This is a genomic window from Ktedonobacter robiniae (assembly GCF_016587375.1).
Taxonomy (GTDB): Bacteria; Chloroflexota; Ktedonobacteria; order Ktedonobacterales; family Ktedonobacteraceae; genus Ktedonobacter; species Ktedonobacter robiniae.
In genome coordinates, this window is sequence record NZ_BNJG01000001.1 from 3,336,915 (window position 1) to 3,354,996 (window position 18,082).

Genomic DNA, 18,082 nt, shown 5'->3' on the forward strand with positions numbered 1-18,082 from the left:
GCGCGAACTCCCCTGTACCATCAGAATAAAACAACGTGTCGCGTGTCGGAATGCACTTTCTATTGTAGTTGTTCGCGCAGCCTTTGTCTACCGTTGGTATTTTAGGGGCGTTTGAGCTTATGACGATGTATATCTATCAATTGATAAGCTTTATTGCATGTCAGAAACAGAAGGCACCAGGGAGGGGCACTCTATCCCACTGGCGCCTTCTCTTTAAAGAAGCCCTGGACGTCACGCAGGTTGGATGAGCGCTGCGCGGGTGGCAGCGCGTTGAGCACGAGTTTGCCATAGCCCTTGGTATGCAGGCGCGTATCGAGGATGGCCATGACGCCAGTGTCGCTACGCGTGCGTAGCAGGCGGCCAATACCCTGCTTGAGGCGCAGGACGGCCTGTGGCAAGACATAGGTCCCAAACCAGTTCTCGCCCCGGGCTTTCATTTGAGCGACGCGGGCCTCGTGGACCGGGTCGTCGGGTGGATCAAAGGGGAGCTTGTCGATGACGACAAGGGAGAGGGCATCGCCCGCGATGTCTACGCCCTCCCAGAAGCTTTTCAGGCCGAAGAGGACCGAGCCTTTCTCCTCGCGGAAGCGCCGCGTGAGTTCCATGCGCGTCATCTCGCCCTGTTTGAGGCAGGGGAGGTTGAGGTTTAGCAGGTGCTCTTCCATTATTTCATAGGCGAAATCGAGCATGCGCTTGCTGGAGAAGAGCAGGAAGGCACGTCCCTGCGAAAGCCTGACCAGGGAATACATCTCGCGCGCGATGGCGAGCTGGTAGTCCCCCAGGCCATCACCAAAGGTGGGCGCGGGCAGATGGCGCGGTAGGTAGAGCAAGGAATTGCTCTCGTAGTCAAAGGCCAGGGGCAGGATGTTCTCCTGGACCTCAGGGCGCTCCTCCGGCTCCAGGCCAACGCGGCGACGAAAATAGTGGAAGTTTGCCGCGCGTTCCTCGGGACTGGAGGCCGTTGGATTGACGGTCGCCAGGGTTGCCGAGGTGCAGATAACGTTGCACTTATTGAAGAGGCGCTCCTTGAGCCAGCTGGTGACGTCCAGGGGCGAGGCCGAGGCCTGGAGGAGTGCGCCTCCACGTCCCCCCTCTACGCGGTCAACGTAGTAGACAAATTTGTCGGTCTCCGCAACCGAGAAGACGGTGCGCACGTTCTCGGAGAGGTTTTGAACCCGCTTGAGCAGCTTGTCATAGAGTTGCCCCTCTTTCTCTGGCAGGTCCTTGGGGCGCTGTTTGCGCAGAGAGTCCGCCAAGTCTGAGAGGGCGGAAGCCAGGCGCAGGCCCTCTTCCAGTGGTTGCTCTAAGTTCATACGCCCTTTATAGCCGGGATCGGCGACCTGTTCCAGGCTTACCCACATATTCTGCGCGGCGCGGAAGGCATCATCTTGCAGGCTGACCTGGCTATGATCCTTGAGCATGCGTTGGGCCAGCAGGGTCTGTACCTGGCCCGGGCTGATGGTAATCGTAAAGGAGCGCGTGGCCTCCTCTTCAAGATGGTGGGCCTCGTCCAGGATGATCACGTCGCGCTCAGGCAGCAAGAAGCCGCCCATGGCTGCGTCCAGCAGCAGGAGCGTATGATTGACGACGATGACCTGTGCTCGCTCGGCGCGTTCGCGCATCTGGCGCACATAGCAGTCAGAGAAATAGGTACACTTGCTCCAGGCACACTGGTCGCTATCCGTGGCGATGCGCCCCCGGACGTCGCCTGCTAGCTGAAAGTCCAGCGTCTCGAAGTCGCCAGTAAAGGTTGATTCAGGATCATTGACCATGTCGACCAGGCGCTGAAATTCCTTGTTTTTGGTATAAAACTGCATGCCGACGCGCTCGGTCTCCATGCGGTCGATGCAGAGATAATTATTGACGCCCTTGACCAGGGCGGCTTCAAAGGGCTGGATGTGCTTCTGCACAAAGGGAATATCTTTGTAGAAGAGCTGCTCTTGCAGGGCCTTATTGGCTGTGCTGATGATGGCAACCTTGCCGGAGCGTACGACGGGAACCAGGTAGGCCAGAGACTTACCCGTACCGGTGCCGGCCTCGATGATTGCGGGAATGTTCTGTGTGAGGGCGCGTGCCACGGTGCGCGCCATCTCGATCTGGGCCGGGCGCTCTTCATAACCTGGCAGGCGTCGCGAAAGCACGCCGCCCTGGCAGAGATCGGCCGTAATCTGGCGATAGAGCCTGGCGGTCTCCGAACTCTCGCCTTCGCCCTCACCAGGCTGCCTGGGTTCAGGCGTGCTGGCCATGGTCGTAAGCGGCAGTGAGTGGGGAATCGCGGCTGGCCTGGCTGCCTCGGCAGTTGCCTCGGCCTCGCTCTGCTTGCGCCGCGTGATGCGTAACGTTGCGGGGGCTGGCTTTTGTGCCTCGCTCTGCTTGTTGACTGGTTGGAGCATTGGTGGGTTCGCCAGCAGTGGTGTCCGGGCGGGTTCTTCAGGTGTGGGTTCTGGGGCCACTGGTGTCGGTATCGGTGTTGTTGGGATGGATCTGGGGGTGGCCAGGGGCGTGGCCTCCTGGATCGGCTGGTGCATCAGGGCGCGAATATAGTTATCAGCTAATGATTGAATGCGGCCAAAGCGCTCCCGGGGCTTACGCTCAAGCGCGCGTACCAGGACATGCTCGATATAAGGTGTAATCTTAGGATTTAGCGTGCTGGGCATAGGGAAAGCGGTTTCTTCCTGCTGGCGTAGGAGTTCATCGCGTTCAGTTGCCTCATAGGGACGGCGCCCGCAGAGCCATTCGTAGAGCATGACCGCCAGGGCGTACTGGTCGCTGGCATCGTCAGGCGTACCTCGCAAGTGTTCGGGTGCCATGTAGAGGAGGGCTCCTGACTCAGGTGTAAAGGGAGCATCAGGCGTAGGTAGCTGAAGCGCGAAATCGGTCAGGAGAATCTCGCTATTCTCGCTCATCAGCAGGATCTCGGGATACAGATTGCCGTGAATGACATGATGGGTATGGGCGTAGCTCAGAGCCGAGGCGCTCCGCGAGATTGCCAGGCGTACTTCATCGGGAGCGTATTGTTTCCCTGGCGCAAACCGCTCGCGAATGCTCTGCCCCGCCTGGTAGTTCATGACCAGGTAGGGGTGCTCGCCATCCAGGCCCGCGTCCACGGTTCTGATAATATTGCGGTTGATCAGCTTTTTTAGCTGTTTGGCACGCGCGAGAAAGGCTTCTTGCGCCTGTACGTCGCTGAGAGGAGCATGGAACTTCTTGATGAGGAGCGTCTTTTTGCGCTGCTGACTCAGGTATGTGGTGCTGGTTGGCCCGGTATGAAGTGTGGTGGTGATGGGATAAGAGCCGATTTGTTGCAGCTCGACTTCGGACATGATCTCCTCGCTTCCCCCGAAATATGAACATCTGTTTGGTGCGCATGTGCAGTATAGCACAGCGAGGGACGAGGAACAATGCCGTCACCCCCTGGTTGGGCTTGCCCTCCAGCGTAGGTGAAAACTATGCCTACTTGACAGGTGCTCATATTTACAGTACTATTAGTGTATATTCTACACTAATAGACCACATGCTGGCTTGCTGCCTGTTCGAAGGGAGTGCTCATTGGTGTAGAGGGTGTAACAGGAGATTGAGTGTCGAGTTTGTATAACAGTATTATACACCAGAAGACCGTAAGAAGTGAGACAGATGGAAGAGCAAAGTACAGCAAGTAATGGGCTGCAAGAAAGCGGGCGTGATGAGCCTCAGGGGCGGGAGGTAGTGGCGACGAGCGAGGCCGAGGCGCATAAATATGATGCCAGCAAGTATGAGCGTCCATCGGTCACCGTGGACGTTGTCATGATGAGCCTGCGGCAGAAGGATCTGCAAGTACTGCTTGTCAAGCGGCGATCATGGCCGTACGAGGGCATGTGGGCTATTCCTGGTGGCTTCGTCAATATCGACGAATCTCTGGAGGATGCAGCCAAACGTGAGTTACAAGAAGAGACGCAGGTAGAGAATGTCTACCTGGAACAGCTCTATACCTTTGGCGAGCCTGGGCGCGATCCACGTACGCGGGTCATCACCGTCGTATACTTTGCCCTGCTGGATTCAGAGCGCCTCCAGGTCAAGGCCGCGAGTGATGCTGTAGATGTTGACTGGTTTCCGGTGTATGATCTGCCGCCGTTGGCCTTCGATCATCAGCAGATTCTGGAGTACACGCTTAACCGCCTGCGTGGCAAGCTCGAATACACCACGATTGCCTTTAACCTCTTGTCAGAGCAGTTTACACTACGTGAACTGCAACGCGTCTACGAGATCATTCTGCATAAGAAGCTCGACAAGCGGAACTTTCGTAAGAAAATCCTCTCAACTGGTATTCTGGAGGACACGGGCGCGAAAAAGATGGAGGGCACGCACCGGCCTGCCCGCCTGTACCGCTTTAACCCGGCGGCTGAGCACGAGCTATAAGGTTTTTCTCTTGCGGATGTCGTGCTTGTGGGCAACCGGAGGTTGCCCACAAGCACGACATCCGCAAGAGAAAAAAATGCATAGGAGGCATAGACAAGCATGGCTCAATCCACTCTTCCCGAGAACTTTATTGAACAGGCAACTCCCTTCCTGCAGGAACTTGTCAACTGGGAGCGCGATCTGCCCTCGCTTGCCTGGGGTGATTTTGTGACCGAGGCGCAAAAAGGCCGTGTGACCCTCTTTAGCGTGGATATGATCAATGGTTTCTGCCACGAGGGGGCACTGGCCAGTCCACGCGTGAAAAACATCATTCCGGCGGTCTCCGCGGCCATCAAGGGGGCCTTTGGTATTGGCGTGCGCAACTTTGTGCTGGCCCATGACTGCCATCCGGAGGATGCCCCAGAGTTCGCGAATTTTCCTCCACACTGCCAGGTAGGTACTACCGAGGCCGAGACCATTCCTGAGCTGCTGGAGCTTCCCGCCGCCGATCTCTACACGGTGATCCACAAAAACTCGCTCAATGCCTTCCACAACACCGAACTGGGGGCCTGGCTAAGCGAGCATCCCGATCTGAGCGTGGCCGTGATCGTTGGCAATTGTACCGATCTCTGTATTCACCAGATGGCCCTGCACCTGAAGCTGCAAGCCAATGCCCAGCATCGCTCCCTGCGCGTGATTGTTCCCGAAAATGCCGTGCAGACTTATGATATGTCCGTAGAGACCGCGCAACAGGTTGGCGCTCTCCCGCATAATGGCGATTTTATGCACTTGCTCTTCCTCTATCATATGCAGCTCAACGGCGTTGAGATCGTGCGCGAGATCAAATAGCCTTTCCTCGGTATGCTGGGAGCCAGGCGTGGAGAGCAATCTTATGGCACTACTCTTGTGGGCTTTCCAGGCGTGCTGTACAATACGCCACCTGCGATGGGGTCCAGCCGATATAGTCGATGCGCGTCCCCAGGGGGGTATCAAGTAGCGTGCCCTCGACTGTGATGGGTGTGTCGCTGGCTCGATCCCAGAGCACTGGTAGGCCCGCGCTTATCTCTTGCTGGCTCTTCGTCACTGGCAGGGGATAGAGGCGGTGAACATAGGCGTCAAAGGGGTGGCTGGGAACATGCAGGACCTCGCGTCGCCAGATAAGCTGGCGCTTCTCCATTATTTCCTGGCTCTCGTCGTCCTGTTCTCCCATACTTTTCCCCTGTATGGCGTAGACAAACTGGTGCGCCTCCTGGGGGCTGAGCGTGACGCGCTCGACATAGTGGTTGCCCATGTTCAGGACCGCAAGCGCCTGCGAGCCATGATGGAGCAGGCGGCGGAGCCATGGCGCGGGATTGACCAGGTGCGCTCCCCATTCCTGGGTGACAATCGTGGCGCCGCGCCACTGGTGCCGGCTATGAAAGACCTGGAAGAAGGCCTGTTTGGCTTTAAAGTCACACTGGCACTCTTCCCAGGATGGATATCCGCGTCGTTGTACCTCGCGCCTCACATAGCCTACGAGCGTGGTCGCCATAGCGGTGGCCCCCAGCGCAAGACCGGTGAGAAGCAGGTTACTGCGTTTAGTAGCGAAATTGATCATGAGTGGGGAACCTCCAAGTGATCGAGCAGTTCAAAGAGGGAAGTGACTACGAGACAATCAACCTGGTGCGAATGGAGCTTCTGGTGGCGGTCCAGCAGGACCGGCGTGATGCCTACCGAGCGAGCCCCCAGGATATCCTGGACATAGGTGTCGCCGATATGCAGCGAGAATTCTGGAATGGAGTTGGCGCGTGCCAGCGCCTCTTCATAGAGCATGGGCGAAGGCTTGGCGTGCCTGGTGGTCGCGGAGATGAGGACGCAATCAAAGTACTGCGAGAGCCGCAGTGTGTGGAGGATGGTGTTAAGGGCTGATCCCCAGTCCGAGATGATGCCCAGGGTATATTTATGGGCTTGCAGTGCCTCCAGTACAGGCAAAACATCGTTATAGAGCTGCCAATTGCTGGGCTTGTCAAACTCTCGCGTGATGGTATGCGCAAGCTGGTAGAGACGCTTCTCGTCATGCTCTTCGACGAAGGGACGCAGCAAATTCATATAGTACCCGGTCCAGAAGTCGATAATACCCTGCTCACTAGCCCAGATATGGCGATTAAGGCGTTGGTGGTGGTGGAAGTAACCCTCGGCCCCTTGCATCCGCTCTTTGACATCATCGATATGGATATGTAGATCGAGACTATGTCCCACATGGTGACAGATTTCGGGTGTCGAGAGGGTGGGCTGAAGGAGGGTGAAGCCCGCGTCGAAGAATACGGTACGAATAGCTTGTGGCTGCTCAATAAGCATGATAAGACCTTTACTTTCCTGGCGGCAATCATCGTGGTTGTGTGCAGTCTAGCACGCGCTAAAAGGCCGTGTCAATAAGTGCCAGTATGCTTCAAGCAACATGTGAGTGCCGCAGGCGCGAAGGAATAATAGCTTGACCATGCACTGGCGTGTATGTTACGATATATGTATGAGCTATCCAATGTCGGACCTGGTGGATTACACCCAGGTCTCATCTCCTCCAGGTAAATATCAATCGCATGATATTGCCGCATAAGCCTGGCGCTTCTGCTTATGCGGCGGAATCGTAGCGCGGATAAAAGGGTATGCCCGTTGCTATTGTGCAACGGCTAAGCATAGCCTAGATATTCCTCTGTGTGCTGCTTTTCCTCCCCCTTGTTTTTCTCTTCATAAGCTCACTGTGTGCGCTCCCTTCTCTGCATAGGTAGTTTTCTGCCTGCCAGGTTACCCTCTGTTTTTACCCATCACGGCATTTTTTCTGCCCTGTTTTTCTGTTCAGAAGGAGACACCTACCTATGTTGCTAGTCAATTTTTCCCGGGTGCGCAAAGACTATGGTGGCAATCCCATCTTTCGCGATATCGATCTTGAAATTGTAGAGAGAGAGCGTATCGGCCTCGTCGGTGAGAATGGCAGTGGCAAGTCAACCCTCTTTAAACTGCTCTGTGGCCGTGAAGATCCAACGTCCGGCACGATCTCTCGCAAGCGCAATTTGACCATCGGTTATCTCCAGCAGGAGATCGACGAGGCTCAGCTAGAGCAGAGCGTCTTTGACGTAGTCGCGACCAGTAGCCCTGAGTTACAGACTTTATCCACGAAGATGAAGCGCCTGGAGGCACAGATGTCCAGCGTGGAGATCATGGAAGATCCTGAGCAGATGGAGCGCATTCTCGCTGACTATAGCGTCACGCAGGAGCGCTACGATGCGTTGGGCGGCTATACCATTGAGCATCGCGTCGAAGGAGTTCTCTGTGGCCTGGGCTTTCCTCTCTCCGAGCATAAACTGCCGGTGAAATCCTTCAGTGGGGGCGAGAAAAAGCTTATCAATCTGGCGCGTATTCTCTTGCAGATGCCGGATCTGCTCTTGCTCGACGAGCCAGATAATCATCTCGATCTGCACGCCAAGGCCTGGCTGGAGCAGTATATTCGTGACTACCCCGGTACTGTGCTGATCATCTCACATGATCGTCATCTGCTTGATCGCTCGGTGAACAAGATCTATGAGCTAGAGGATGGCGAGATCTCGGTCTTTGCAGGTAACTATAGTGCTTATGTCGCCGAGCGTGAGCGGCAGCTCCAGCGCTTGCAAGAGCAGTATACCGTGGAGCAGAAGGAGATTCGCCGCCTCAAGCACAGCATGCACCGACTCAAAGAGTGGGCGAAGATGAATCCCAAGTTCGCTGGCCGGGCCGAGTATATGGCCAAACGCGTCGAGAAGCTGAAGCAAGAGGCGGTCGATAAACCTATCTTTGAGCGCGACCGGATCAAGGTCGATCTCAATGGCGAGCGGAGTGGCAAACGCGTGCTGGAGGTCAAGCAGCTTAGCAAGGAGATTGGTGGGCGCCTGCTCGTCAAGCCTTTTGACTTTACCGTTCTCTATGGCGAGCGCATCGGCATCGTGGGCCACAATGGCGCGGGCAAGACAACATTGCTCAAGACGATGATGGACCTGCTTCCAGCGACAACGGGAACGGTGAAAATCGGCGCCAGCGTCGTCACCGGCTACTACTCACAGGAGCAGGAGACACTACCCTTTGAGAGCACGCCCCTGGACTTCGTGCGCCGCCTGAAAAAGCTCACCGAGGGCCAGGCCATCGCCTTCTTGAGCCGCTTCCTTCTCTCGGTGGAGGAGGTGCGAACGCCTATTGGTAACCTGAGCGGGGGGCAGAAGAGTCGCTTGCAGATCGCGCGCCTGATGTTACAAGAGTCCAACTTCCTACTCCTTGATGAGCCAACCAATAACCTGGATATTGCCTCGACCGAGGTCCTAGAGGAGGCGCTGCTCGATTTTGAAGGCACAGTCCTGATGGTCTCGCACGACCGCTACTTCCTCGATAATATCGCCACTAAGATTCTGGAGATCGGCCTGGATGGGCAGGTGCGGGTCTATCCCGGCAACTACTCATACTATGCCGAAAAGCGTGCCGGCTAGTCATATAGCTGAGATAAGGTACAACACCACCTGTTTCCCATATGGCATAATATGGGAAACAGGTGGTGTCCCTTTCTTTCACACAAAGAAATACCTTGGAATTTGATGTGTGGTGTGATGCGGCAGGATGCCAGAGGCATCCTGCCGCATCACACCACACATCAAACTCCTGCGAAGCACCGTAGGTGCTGAGGAATACTATCAACACGAGGAGGCGCTAAAATGAGCTATGAACTCATTGAGGTCGCGTACGAAGAACAGTTCGCGACCATTACCCTCAACAATCCAAAGCGGCGCAATGCCCTCTCCCTCAAATGTATGCAGGAGCTGACCACGGCCCTGCGGGAAGTAGGGGAAAGCTCGGCACGTGGTGTCATCCTGGCCGCGAACGGCCCCGCCTTTAGCGCTGGTCATGACTTTGCCGATATGGCCGATGGCGACCTGGAGTTTATGCGCAAACTATTGCGGACCTGTACGACGATGATGAATACGCTTCAAGAGATTCCTCAGCCTGTGCTGGCGCGTGTGCATGCCATCGCGACCGCGGCTGGCTGCCAACTGGTGGCGAGTTGTGACCTGGCGGTGGCCTCGACGGAGGCCGCGTTCGCCACGCCGGGTGGTAGGGGGGGCTGGTTCTGCACGACACCTATGGTCGCGCTCAGCCGCAACGTCGGGCGCAAGCGTGCTCTGGAGATGCTGCTGACCGGCGATTCCATTGATGCGCAGACCGCCGCCGATTGGGGCCTGGTCAATCGCGTGGTGCAGCCTGAACAGTTAGAAGAGGAATCGCTGCACCTGCTGAGAGCGGCGACGCGGGGAAGCTTCTTCTCAAAGGCGCTTGGGAAACAGGCATTCTACGCCCAGATGGAGATGCCGCAACCGCTGGCCTACTCGTATGCTATGGAGGTCATGGCGGCCGCCTCGCAAATTCCTGACGCGCAGGAGGGCATGCGCGCCTTCCTGGAGAAGCGCAAACCCCAGTTTGAGGAGCGGTCGTAGCCTCAAACATGGTCGCGTTGCATGAGTGATCACGCGACCACGAAGTAGCGGCGCAGGCGCCTACGCGTGAAGGAGAGCGAGGCGCGCAGCCTGTTCTCATCGACCTTGTCACCGGGCCAGTTGTAGCTGACGATATCTTTTCCAGCCAGCTTAAAGCTGCGTGCGAGCGACGCCGGATCGTCGTGACGTTCTTTGAGCGAGCAGATCATTGCCTGTTGCTGGCGGTGTGGTAGCTGAATGACCAGGGCGATAAGCCTGCGTGTGCATTCTGCGATGGCCTCTTTCTGTTCAAAGATCGTGACCGGGTCCAGTATACTCTCGCTCTGGCTCAGGGGTGTGTAGTCCTGGCTGACTTCATTCTGCTCATCAACGGGCAGGGGGATGACCTCCTTATGTTGCTGGCGGATGCGATTGATGGCCTCGTTGTGGGCGATGCGTCTGATGTACGCCTTGAGATTATCCACCCTGGTCTTCTGGAGCGTTTGCCATAGCTTGACACGTGTCATCTGTGCGATCTCGTCGATCTCCATATCCAGGACCTCGGCTCGCGTGGCCGAGCGAATCACTGCCTGGCGCGCCAGGGTCAGGATGTAGCTATCGTAGTCTTCCAGGATGCGTTCAATCGTGTCTAGACCTATGCCCACGGACGTCTCGGAGTTACCTAATGTACACATGCTCTTCTCCTTATATCGATGCTCCTCTATGGTAAGAACCGCGCGGTGTGCTTATGTGGATCTTTGATGGGCAGGAATGCCTGGTGAGCCGTTATTCTCTGACCCTCAGGAGCGTGGCCAATGTGCGTTTTGTTTTCCCATGTAAATGATAGAATGGAGAGAACGCATTGAACACCGTGGATACGAGGCATACAGGGGACAAATAGAGGACATTTTCCACTTTCTTTGAAGACGTGTATTTGAAGATGTATCGTTTTTCATGAGAAGACAGTATGAATATGAATGCTCTTGTTTGGAAACGGCCAGTTTCTCTGCCACCTATCACCCAGCATGAGGTACATATCTGGCGTGTACACCTGCCCCTGGTGCCTGCGCGCTACGCTGATCTCTGGCAGGTGCTCAACGAAGAGGAGCGCGAACGTGCCCGGCGCTTCCACTTTGAACATGATCGGCAATGCTCTGTGACGTCTCGGGGTATCTTGCGTCTGCTGCTTGCCTGGTATGCCGCAGGTGAGGATGGGGCAGAACTGAAACCAGTGAGCCTGAACTTCCGCTATAATGCCTATGGCAAGCCAGAGCTACCGGGCATGCGGCTGGCTTTTAACGTTACTCACTCAGGCGCCATGATCCTCCTGGCGTTTAGCTCGCTTCAGCCTCTAGGTGTTGACGTGGAGCACATGCGTGCGCAGAGCGACCTGGAGAGCCTGGCCCGGCACTTTTTCGCTCCTGAAGAGTGTGCCGCGCTGCTGGCTCTGCCTGCCGAGCAGCGCGTTCAGGCTTTTTATAACTGCTGGACGCGCAAGGAGGCGTATATCAAGGCGCGTGGTCTGGGCCTCTCGTTGCCCCTGGACTCCTTCACCGTCTCGCTCAAGCCTGGTGAGCCAGCGGCCCTCCTCGCATGCACGGATGATAAGCGTACGCCAGCCGACTGGAGCCTCTTCGCGCTCGATCCAGGCCAGGAGTATGCAGGAGCCCTGGCTGTTTGCCCTGGCCCCAGCCCCTGCGTTGTACGCTGCTGGGATTGGCACGACGCTCTCTTTTAAAAGGTGGGCAAAGCGAATGGCGGACGAGAGAGAGTCGTCCGCCATTCGCTTTGTTTGATTGGTAAGAGGATGAGGGTGGGTGGTCTATGCTGATCTGGTTAATCATCATAGTGCGACATAATGGGTATCCTTTCTGCTGGCGTTCGTGTTGTAAGGGGCGTGTCGGCTCGCCAGGCCGCCACTTGCTGACGAGACCACGCGCCCCCGAGATCTTATTCCGAAACCCAACGTCACTCGCGTGTCTAGCGCTTCGCGCTCAGGGTGTTCGGATAGGAAGATACTGAAAACGGACAAGGACATGAGCAGTTGTCAGTACTTGAATGATTCATTACACGGACGCGCTACGAAACCGGGGGGACGATGCATCATTTGCACTCTAGTTATACCGGAGAACTGATGCGTGCTGCGCTGTTTTCTTCCGTTCTCTTACTCGACGCTCTCTATAGGTGGAACTCGAAATGCGTCTCTTGTTGCGATGTAGTACGCATGTTTTCCCGTGATGGCATCGCAAATTCTCTGGATGTTATGTTATTATCTTCTCTAAAAGCATCTGGGAATGCTCCCAATTGGAGGTAAGGCATGCAGCGGCTTGATTGGTTCGCAGACGTGAAGGCGTATACCGAGCGGCTGGTGGCGATTCGTGGTGTCAGCCCTAGCGAAGAGGAGAACGTTGTTGCCAGTGAGATCCTGGCCTTGTTGCATAAAGATGGCCTGGAGTCGCTCTATACGGCGAGTGGCTTTGATCTGATCCAGGATGACCCTTATGGGCGCAAGAATGTCTATGCTTTCTTGCGTGGGCAGGGGTCGGAGACGCTGATCTTGCTGGGCCATTTTGACACTGTGGATACCGCCGATTATGGCGACCTGGAGCCGTTGGCCTTGCAACCTGCGGAACTGGCGCGACATATAGATGAGCTGCTCCCTCCTGATGTTACCCTGGAGGGTGAGCGGAGCGACTGGCTCTTTGGGCGAGGTGTTGGCGATATGAAGAGTGGTGTCGCCGTCAATATTGCCTTGATGCGCCACCTGGTCGCAAATAGTCACGAGAGTCCGCTCCCATTTTCGGTCCTGATGCTAGCGACTCCCGACGAAGAGAATGAGTCTGCGGGCGTTTTGCAGGCGGTGCGTTTCCTGGTGCGCTGGCGCGAGGAGCAGCAATTGCACTATCTAGGTGTGCTCAATACCGATTACGCCTCTGCGCTCTATCCCGGTGACCCGCATCGCTATGTCTATGGCGGCACGGTTGGCAAGCTCCTGCCAAGCTTCCTCTGTATCGGGCGCGAGTCGCATGTTGGCGCGCCCTTCGCCGGCCTGGATGCCAATCTGCTGATGGCCGAATTGATCCGCGATCTAAGTATGAATGACGAGTTAAGCGATACGGGCAAGGGACAGCACACGGTTCCTCCGGTAACGCTCCACGCCACCGATCTCAAGCAGCACTATGATGTCCAACTTCCCTTCGCAGCCTATTTCTACCTCAATGTCCTGACGCTGACCAGTGGCCCTGAGGAATTACTACAACGCCTGCGCCAGGTCGCTCAGACGGCGCTAGAACGGCTCTTGCAGCGCGTAGATGAGACAGAGCGCCGTTGGCGGAGGGCCACAGGCCAGTCCGAGCATATTGAGCCTCGGCACGGCGCCATTTTGAGTTATGCGGAGCTGTATGCGGAGGCGGTGCGTCGTCTGGGCGAGGCGCGCGTGCGCCAGGCGCTTGACGAGGCCTGGCAGCAGTTGCCGCCAACTCTGGATAAACGCGAGCACTCGCTGCATCTCGTGCAGCGGCTCTGGTCGCTGAGCAATCTACGTGGTCCCGCGGTCGTCATCTACTATGCGCCGCCTTACTATCCTCATGTCCCTGAGAGTGCGGGCCTCTTATCCCAGGCCATCGACGAGGTGGTGCATGCGCATCCTGAGCAGCACCTGGCGCGGCGCGAGTTCTTCCCGCTTCTCTCCGATATTAGTTACCTTCAGCTCGATGAGCAGATGGATATCAGGGCCTTAACTGCCAATATGCCGATCTGGCTCGAGGACGAGGAGGAGCCGCGCCCTGGTGCCTATAGCCTGCCGCTGCGCTTGATGCAGCAGCTACAGCTTCCTGTCTTCAACTGGGGTGTGCATGGGCGTGGTGCGCACCAGCGCGACGAGGCCGTCTTGATGTCCTACTCCTTTGGTGCCCTGCCCCAAATGCTCTACGAAGTCATTCAGGTCCTGGCCCAACGCCTGCGCAGAGCATAAATGCTATTTACACATAGATGGTTATACGGCCAGAGGTGCGCTGCCGCACCTCTGGCCGTATAACCATCTATGCCTGGGCGCTGTTTTTCGTGGTGAGCTGCCCCATTCCTTGTTTGCGAGCTTTTCGTTTGTTGGTGAGGGTGAGCACTCCGCCAGCAATTGTGACGAGCATAAAGAAGATGGTGAGCAGAGAGCCTATTCCCAGGCTAACGGTTGCCTGCATCTGCGCCGGGTAGACCCCCTGGATGCGGAGTATGACCAGGAAATAGGACCAGAGATAGAGGACCAGGCTGGCGATGCCAAGCGTCGTAATGATCTCGCCCGCCCAACGTGAATGATAGATCTCTTCAGATGTATTGGACTTGGTATTCTGTGTCAGCGTGTAGAGCGCGATACCAATGATGGCGAGCAGGAGGAGCACGCTGAGCCAGACCACGCCCAGGGGGAGGGTGAACCAGGCGCCATTGCTGGTAAAGTCTCCAGCCGTGATGGTAATGCTCCGCTGACTGCCCGCCATTTGATAGCTAATGGCACCAAAGGGCAGGAAGAGAAATGTGAAGGCGGCGATGAGCGCGCCAAGGCTGGCAATAAGATAGCTGCGAGACTCAGGTCGTGTAAGCATGAGGGAAGAGTCCTTTCTAGATGACGATGAGTTGCGTTTTTTGTACTGGTATGCAGGCTCCTGTATTATAGAGAATCGGCCTTGAAAGTTCAAATGAGGCGAGCTTGCGAGCCGAGATGGAGATCTGGAGAGCAGTCTGGTACACGTTGGAACAGAGGATATGGCTGTGATACAATGTGCACGGTTCTACCTGCGCACTATTCTCTTTGACCGCAGCTTTTCTCCCGGTGCTTCTGCGGCATGCCCCATATTGATAAGTGTGCATAAGTTGGAAGGAGGCCGTATGCCAGTTCAAGGATATATTCGCTATCCCCACATTTTTCAAGACCAGATTGTGTTTGTGACTGAAGATGATTTATGGGTTGTGCGTGACGAAGGTGGGCGGGCCGAACGCTGGACCGCCGGTGTCGGAGAAGTCAGCCATCCACGTTTCTCCCCCGATGGCAAGTTTCTTGCCTTTGTGGGCCGCGAGGAGGGTCCCAGCGAGGTCTATGTAATGTCCGCGACGGGCGAGCCTGCGCGTCGTCTGACGTTCCAGGGAGCCACCTGCCGCGTGCTTGGCTGGTCGCCCGATGGTCACGAGATCCTCTATGCTAGTAACGCCGGGCAGTTTACGCCTCGCTTCCAGACAATCTTCGCGATTTCGCCCGAGGGTGGCCTGCCACGCGCGCTCTCGTATGGTATGGCGAATGCTATTTCTTATGGCTCACAAGGCGGTGTCGTCCTGGGGCGCAATATCCGTGAACCTGCATACTGGAAGCGCTACCGTGGCGGCACGGTTGGGCATCTCTGGTGCGATGTGGAGGGCAATGGTACCTTCAAACGCCTGCTCGCCCTCGATGGCAACCTTGCTGATCCCTGCTGGGTTGGTGAGCGCATCTACTTCCTGTCTGATCATGAGGGTGTTGGTAACATCTACTCTTGCACGCCTGCTGGTGAGGATTTGCAAAGGCACACCACGCATCATGACTTCTATGCGCGCAGCCTGGCAAGCGACGGCCAGCGCCTGGTCTATCACGCGGGAGCTGATCTCTACCTGTTTGATCCCCAGACGGAGGAGACACGCCAAGTGAGTGTGCAGATGCCGAGTATGCGTACGCAGCGCAATCGCAAGTTCGCTACAGCCAGCCATTACCTGGATACCTATGCTCTGCATCCCCAGGGCTATGCCGCTGCCTTTACGACGCGCGGCAAGGCTTTTACGATGGGAAACTGGGAGGGATCGGTCCTCCAGCATGGTGAGCCAGACGGTGTGCGTTATCGCTTCCTGGAGTGGCTGAATGATGGTCAGCGCCTGGTTGCGGTCAGCGACGCCACGGGCGAGGAACGCCTGATAATCTTCAATCCTGAAGATGCGAGCGAGCCACGCGTATTAGCTGAGGCTGAGTTTGGTCGTGCGGTGAACCTGGCCGTCTCCCCAACCGATGACGTGGTGGCGATCACCAATCATCGTCAGGAATTGCTCGTGGTCGACCTGGAGACTGGTAGCTTGCGTGTGCTTGATCGCAGTGAGTATGCGCGTATCGCGGGCATCTCCTGGTCACCGGATGGCAAGTGGCTGGCGTACGGCTTCGCCATCTCGGGCCAGAAAACCGCCATCAAGCTCTGTGAGCTGGAGAGTGGCGCCACACATCAGGTGACCGATCCCATTCTGGAGGATGTCTCCCCTGCCTTTGATCCCGAGGGGAAGTTCCTCTACTTTATCGGTGCTCGTCACTTTACGCCCCAGCACGATAGCCACCAGTTTGAGTATAGTTTCCCCCGTGGCTCTAAGCCTTACGCGATCGTGCTTAAACGTGATCAGCGCTCACCCTTCATTCCCGAGCCCAAGGCTCCAGGTGAGAAAGAGTCATCCGCGAACGCCAAGACCGAGGAGAATGGCTCGACGCTTGACGGCAAGGCGCAGGAGAATGGCACGCTGAATGAGAAAAGCAATGGCGAGAAGGGCAAAGAGGGCGAGGAGAAGAAACCAATTACCATTGACCTGGAAGGGATTCGTGAGCGCGTGCTACCCTTCCCCGTGGGTGAGGGACGCTATACCGCCATTCGTGGCATCAAAGGCAAGGCCCTCTTCTCTTCCTGGCCAATGGAGAACACCGTTCCCGATGAGCCGGACCATGCCCATCCCAAGGGTATTATTGAGAGTTACGACTTCGAGAACTACAAGACAGAGAAAATTCTAGAGGGCGTGGGTGGATTCGACCTCTCGCGTGACGCGAAAACGTTGATCTACCGCTCGCACCATCGCATGCGTGTGGTAAAAGCAGGCGAGAAGCCTAAGACGGAGAACGGCGCCTCCAATCGTGAGACTGGCTGGTTGGACCTGAACCGCATCAAGGTCTCTGTTCTGCCCGCCGCTGAGTGGCGCCAGATGTTCGCCGAGGCCTGGCGTTTGCAGCGTGAGCAGTTCTGGAACGAGGATATGTCTGGTATCGACTGGCAGGCTGTGTATGCGCAGTACGCGCCCCTGGTAGAGCGTGTCAGTTCTCGCTCAGAGCTCTCGGATCTCTTCTGGGAGCTGCAAGGCGAGCTGGGTACCTCCCATTCCTATGAGATGGGGGGCGAGTATCGCAAAGCGCCTCACTATCACCAGGGTTTCCTGGGCGTTGACTGGTCGTATGACGCGGAGAAGCAGCGCTATCTCATTACGCGCATTGTCAAGGGCGATACCGCCAATAGCCATGAAACCTCGCCACTGACCCTGCCGGGGCTGGAGGTCGCAGTTGGCGATGCCGTCCTGGCGATCAATGGTCAGCGCGTGAGCTCCGAGCGCACGCCGCAGGAACTGCTCGTGAACCAGGCCCGGCACGAGGTGCAGTTGACCATAGAGGATGCGGAGACGCAGGAGATCCGTACCGTTACCGTGAAGACCTTACGTAGCGAGTATCCTGCGCGCTATCGCGAATGGGTGGAGGAGAACCGTCGCCGTGTCCATGAACTGTCAGGTGGCAAGGTTGGCTATATCCATATTCCCGATATGGGTACACATGGCTTCTCCGAGTTCCACCGTAGCTTCCTGGCGGAGTATGACGCTCCCGGCTTGCTAGTGGATGTACGCTGGAATGGTGGCGGCAACGTCTCTGGCCTGCTCTTAGAGAAGCTGGCGCGCCGTCGCATTGGCTATGACTTCCAGCGCTGGGGACAGCCAGATCCCTATCCCCAGACCTCCCCTCGTGGTCCCATGGTGGCCCTGACAAACGAGCATGCTGGCTCCGATGGTGACATCTTCAGCCATAGCTTTAAGTTGATGGGGCTTGGCCCCTTGCTAGGTAAACGTACCTGGGGAGGCGTGATTGGCATTCATCCTCGTCACCGCCTGGTCGACAATACCGTGACGACCCAGGCCGAGTTCTCCTTCTGGTTCAAGGATGTGGGCTGGAATGTCGAGAACTATGGCACCGATCCCGATATAGAGGTGGATATCGCGCCTCAAGACTTTGCCCGGCAGGAAGATCCGCAGCTTGAGCGCGCGGTATCTGAAGCGCTGCGCGTGATCGACGAGTTCGAGACGCTCGAGCCTCAGCCTGACGAGCGTCCGCGTTTAAGCCGTTCTCTACAGCTTTAATAGAGCTTATAGCAGGACGCAAACACTCCTGACCGACGCTACTAAAGTACGTGTCTACATATTCAGGTATGGAGAAGGTCGTA

At 56.6% G+C, this 18,082-nt stretch carries 12 protein-coding genes; 7 read left to right on the top strand and 5 right to left on the bottom strand.

The window, feature by feature from the left end:
* Window positions 1-191 precede the first annotated feature (191 nt).
* Window positions 192-3,323 (bottom strand): helicase C-terminal domain-containing protein, encoded by a 3,132-nt coding sequence (locus tag JMJ04_RS13960; protein WP_201371079.1) that lies wholly within the window; start codon window positions 3,321-3,323, stop codon window positions 192-194.
* Between the two features lie 310 nt (window positions 3,324-3,633).
* Here JMJ04_RS13960 and JMJ04_RS13965 point away from each other — a divergent pair, with 310 nt between their 5' ends.
* Together JMJ04_RS13965 and JMJ04_RS13970 are read left to right on the top strand one after the other, a co-directional pair.
* Window positions 3,634-4,395 carry an NUDIX hydrolase gene (locus tag JMJ04_RS13965; RefSeq protein WP_201371080.1) on the top strand — a complete coding sequence of 254 codons (762 nt, stop codon included), beginning with the start codon at window positions 3,634-3,636 and terminating at the stop codon, window positions 4,393-4,395.
* A 99-nt stretch (window positions 4,396-4,494) separates the two neighbouring features.
* Window positions 4,495-5,223, top strand: a complete 729-nt coding sequence (locus JMJ04_RS13970; RefSeq protein ID WP_201371081.1) for a cysteine hydrolase family protein — start codon at window positions 4,495-4,497, stop codon at window positions 5,221-5,223.
* A 49-nt stretch (window positions 5,224-5,272) separates the two neighbouring features.
* Here the strand turns inward: JMJ04_RS13970 and JMJ04_RS13975 are convergent, their stop codons facing one another.
* Entirely contained in the window at window positions 5,273-5,971 is a 699-nt protein-coding gene (locus JMJ04_RS13975; protein WP_201371082.1) for a hypothetical protein, read from the bottom strand.
* On the bottom strand, window positions 5,968-6,711 hold the full coding sequence (locus JMJ04_RS13980; RefSeq protein ID WP_201371083.1) for an HAD family hydrolase: 744 nt from the start codon (window positions 6,709-6,711) through the stop codon (window positions 5,968-5,970). The genes JMJ04_RS13975 and JMJ04_RS13980 overlap by 4 nt, the downstream gene beginning before the upstream one ends.
* Window positions 6,712-7,226: 515 nt before the next feature.
* Between JMJ04_RS13980 and abc-f the strand changes: the two genes are divergently transcribed.
* Both abc-f and JMJ04_RS13990 read left to right on the top strand, forming a co-directional pair.
* Window positions 7,227-8,861, top strand: a complete 1,635-nt coding sequence (gene abc-f / locus JMJ04_RS13985) for a ribosomal protection-like ABC-F family protein (protein ID WP_201371084.1) — start codon at window positions 7,227-7,229, stop codon at window positions 8,859-8,861.
* A gap of 222 nt (window positions 8,862-9,083) precedes the next feature.
* Window positions 9,084-9,860 (top strand): enoyl-CoA hydratase-related protein, encoded by a 777-nt coding sequence (locus tag JMJ04_RS13990; protein WP_201371085.1) that lies wholly within the window; start codon window positions 9,084-9,086, stop codon window positions 9,858-9,860.
* Window positions 9,861-9,889: 29 nt separating this feature from the next.
* Here the strand turns inward: JMJ04_RS13990 and JMJ04_RS13995 are convergent, their stop codons facing one another.
* Window positions 9,890-10,534 carry an RNA polymerase sigma factor gene (locus tag JMJ04_RS13995; RefSeq protein ID WP_201371086.1) on the bottom strand — a complete coding sequence of 215 codons (645 nt, stop codon included), beginning with the start codon at window positions 10,532-10,534 and terminating at the stop codon, window positions 9,890-9,892.
* Window positions 10,535-10,812: 278 nt separating this feature from the next.
* On the opposite strand from JMJ04_RS13995, the gene JMJ04_RS14000 reads away from it, so the two are divergent.
* Both JMJ04_RS14000 and JMJ04_RS14005 read left to right on the top strand, forming a co-directional pair.
* Window positions 10,813-11,577 (top strand): 4'-phosphopantetheinyl transferase family protein, encoded by a 765-nt coding sequence (locus tag JMJ04_RS14000; RefSeq protein ID WP_201371087.1) that lies wholly within the window; start codon window positions 10,813-10,815, stop codon window positions 11,575-11,577.
* Window positions 11,578-12,156: 579 nt separating this feature from the next.
* Window positions 12,157-13,812 (top strand): M20/M25/M40 family metallo-hydrolase, encoded by a 1,656-nt coding sequence (locus JMJ04_RS14005; protein WP_201371088.1) that lies wholly within the window; start codon window positions 12,157-12,159, stop codon window positions 13,810-13,812.
* A 67-nt stretch (window positions 13,813-13,879) separates the two neighbouring features.
* On the opposite strand, the gene JMJ04_RS14010 is transcribed toward JMJ04_RS14005, so the two are convergent.
* On the bottom strand, window positions 13,880-14,434 hold the full coding sequence (locus JMJ04_RS14010; RefSeq protein WP_201371089.1) for a hypothetical protein: 555 nt from the start codon (window positions 14,432-14,434) through the stop codon (window positions 13,880-13,882).
* A gap of 283 nt (window positions 14,435-14,717) precedes the next feature.
* Here JMJ04_RS14010 and JMJ04_RS14015 point away from each other — a divergent pair, with 283 nt between their 5' ends.
* Window positions 14,718-17,999, top strand: coding sequence for a S41 family peptidase (locus JMJ04_RS14015; RefSeq protein WP_201371090.1), 3,282 nt, complete (start codon window positions 14,718-14,720; stop codon window positions 17,997-17,999).
* Window positions 18,000-18,082: the final 83 nt, after the last annotated feature.